The sequence below is a fragment of the Rhizobacter sp. P3_B12 genome, from assembly GCF_056402895.1.
This window is the reverse complement of record NZ_JBFUGN010001011.1, coordinates 1-2183: the sequence shown is the minus strand read 5'-3', so window position 1 is coordinate 2183 and position 2183 is coordinate 1. Positions and strand designations below refer to the sequence as shown.

The window sequence follows — 2183 nt, the reverse complement described above, 5'->3', positions numbered from 1 at the left end:
ACATCGAGGTGTCGAACTTCTGCACCTTCGGGAAGTAGGTCGCGCGCGGCATCGCGTTGACGCGGATCTTCACGTTCAGCTTGGCCCACATCGACGCGAGCGTCTGGCAGATCTCCTCGTCGTTGATGTAGCGGTTGTTCGGGCAATCGAGCGTCACCTCGAAGCCCTGCGCATAGCCGGCATCGGCCATCAGCTTCTTCGCGCCCTCGAGGTCGAACGGCAGCCGCTTCTCGATCTCGGGATCGTTGTACGCGCCGAGCGGCGACGACGTGATGCCGCCGGTGGGAACCGCCTGGCCACGCATCAGCTTGGTCCGGATCGTCTCGATGTCGACCGCCTGGTACAGCGCGCGGCGCACGCGCTGGTCCTTGAAGGGGTTCTTGCCCTTCACGCTGCCGTACAGCAGCTCGTCGCGGCTCTGGTCCATGCCGATGAACACGATGCGGTTCTCCGGCCCGTCGATCACCTTCACCTGCGGCGTGCCGCGCAGCCGCGCCACGTCCTGCGGGGCCGGGTCGAGCACGAAATCGATCTCGCCCGACAGCAGCGCCGCCACCCGCGTCGGGTCGCTCTTGATCGGCGTGTACACCACCTCCTGCACATTGCCGTCGAACTTGCCCCACCACGCGGGGTTGCGCTTGTAGACGGTCTTCACGTCGGGCGCGCGCGACACCAGCATGTACGGGCCGGTGCCGTTCGCGTTGAACGACGCGTAGCTCTCTTCCTTGTTCTTGAAGTCGAGCGGCTTCGTGACCTTGTTCTTCTCGCTCCAGGTCTTGCTCATGATCTGCACCAGCGTCGCGTGCTGCAGGAAGATCGGGTTCACCGCCGCCAGGTTGAACTCCACCGTCAGCGCATCGACCTTCTTCGGCTCGCCGAGCGCGTTCGCGTACGCCTTGATGTCCGACGTGCCCTCGCGCGCCCGCTGCACCGAGAACACCACGTCGTCGGCAGTGAACGGCGTGCCGTCGTGGAACTTCACGTTCGGCCGCAGCTTCATGCGCCACTGCGTCGGCGTGGTCTGCTGCCATTCGGTGGCCAGCACCGGCTCGATGCCCAGCTGCTTGTCGCGGTTGACCAGCGTCTCGTAGACCTGGCCGTTGATCGCATTCGTCAGCAGCTCGTTCTGCGAGTGCGGGTCCAGGGTCTGGGCATCGCCTTGAGAAGCCCAGCGCAAGGTCTGGGCGTGCGCGCCGACGCACAGCATGGCGCACAACAACGCAATCCAACGTTTCATGTGTTGATCCTCGTGATCTGTGGCGTAGAAGGCCGCAGTCTACGGGGAACGGGATCCAGCAGCCGCCGCGGAACCGGCTTTGCCGGGCCGCTGGCGGCGCCCCCTTGAGGGGGAGAGGGCGCCAGCCCGAGGGGGCCCGCCGAAGGCGCTTCGGGGGTGGGCAGGTCCTAGCGGAAGCGCGACTGAGGCACGGTGTGCAGTTCGCTCGGCAGCGAGGCCAGGTACTGCGCCAGCGTCTTCAGCTCGGCATGCGAGAACTGCTTGACCTGGCCGACCATGATCGCGTTGCTGCGGCCGATCTGCGGGTTGCGATCGGTCTGGTAGGCCTTCAGCGCGACGAACAGGTAGTCGGCGTGCTGGCCGGCGAGCTTCGGGTAGCTGCCGTCGATCGGCTTGCTGAAGTTCTCGCCGTGGCACGACACGCAGTTGCCCTTCTTGAGCAGCGCATCGACCTCCGGCGTGGCCGTGACCTTCTCGGCGAGCTGGGGCTGCTCCTTCGGCAATTGCTCGTACCAGGCCGCGAGGTCGGCCATGTCCTGGTCGGTGAGCGGCGCGGCGATGGCGCGCATCGTCGGGTGCTTGCGCTCGCCCTTCTTGTACTCGCCGAGCGCGGCGATCACGTACTTGGCGCCCTGGCCCGCGATCATCGGCACCTTGTGCACTTCGGGGAAGCTCGCCTGGTAGCCCGGGATGCCGTGGCAGCCGATGCACATCGCGGCCTTCTTCTCGCCAGCCTTGGCGTCCCCCGGCTTCACGTCCTGCGCCGCGGCAGCGCCGGCCAGCAGGAGTGAGGCAGCGATCGCCGGAATCAGAGTCGTCATCTTCATCAGATTCGTCAGGGAAACCAGCTTTGTCATGGCAGCTTTTTGAAGTTGGCGAGGGCTTGTCTTCGAACCGCGGGCGATTATAGGGCCCGCCTTATACTGGCCCGCACCCCCTTCAAACC

Annotated in this window: 2 protein-coding genes; both read right to left on the bottom strand. The window is 65.7% G+C overall.

Features of this window, described 5'->3' with window-relative positions; translation table 11 throughout:
• Nucleotides 1-1237, bottom strand: a 1237-nt coding sequence (locus tag AC1D01_RS31360) for an ABC transporter substrate-binding protein (protein ID WP_477873418.1), incomplete at its 3' end; no start/stop codon positions are given.
• 167 nt (nt 1238-1404) lie between these two features.
• Entirely contained in the window at nt 1405-2058 is a 654-nt protein-coding gene (locus AC1D01_RS31355) for a c-type cytochrome (RefSeq protein ID WP_477873420.1), read from the bottom strand.
• Nucleotides 2059-2183: the final 125 nt, after the last annotated feature.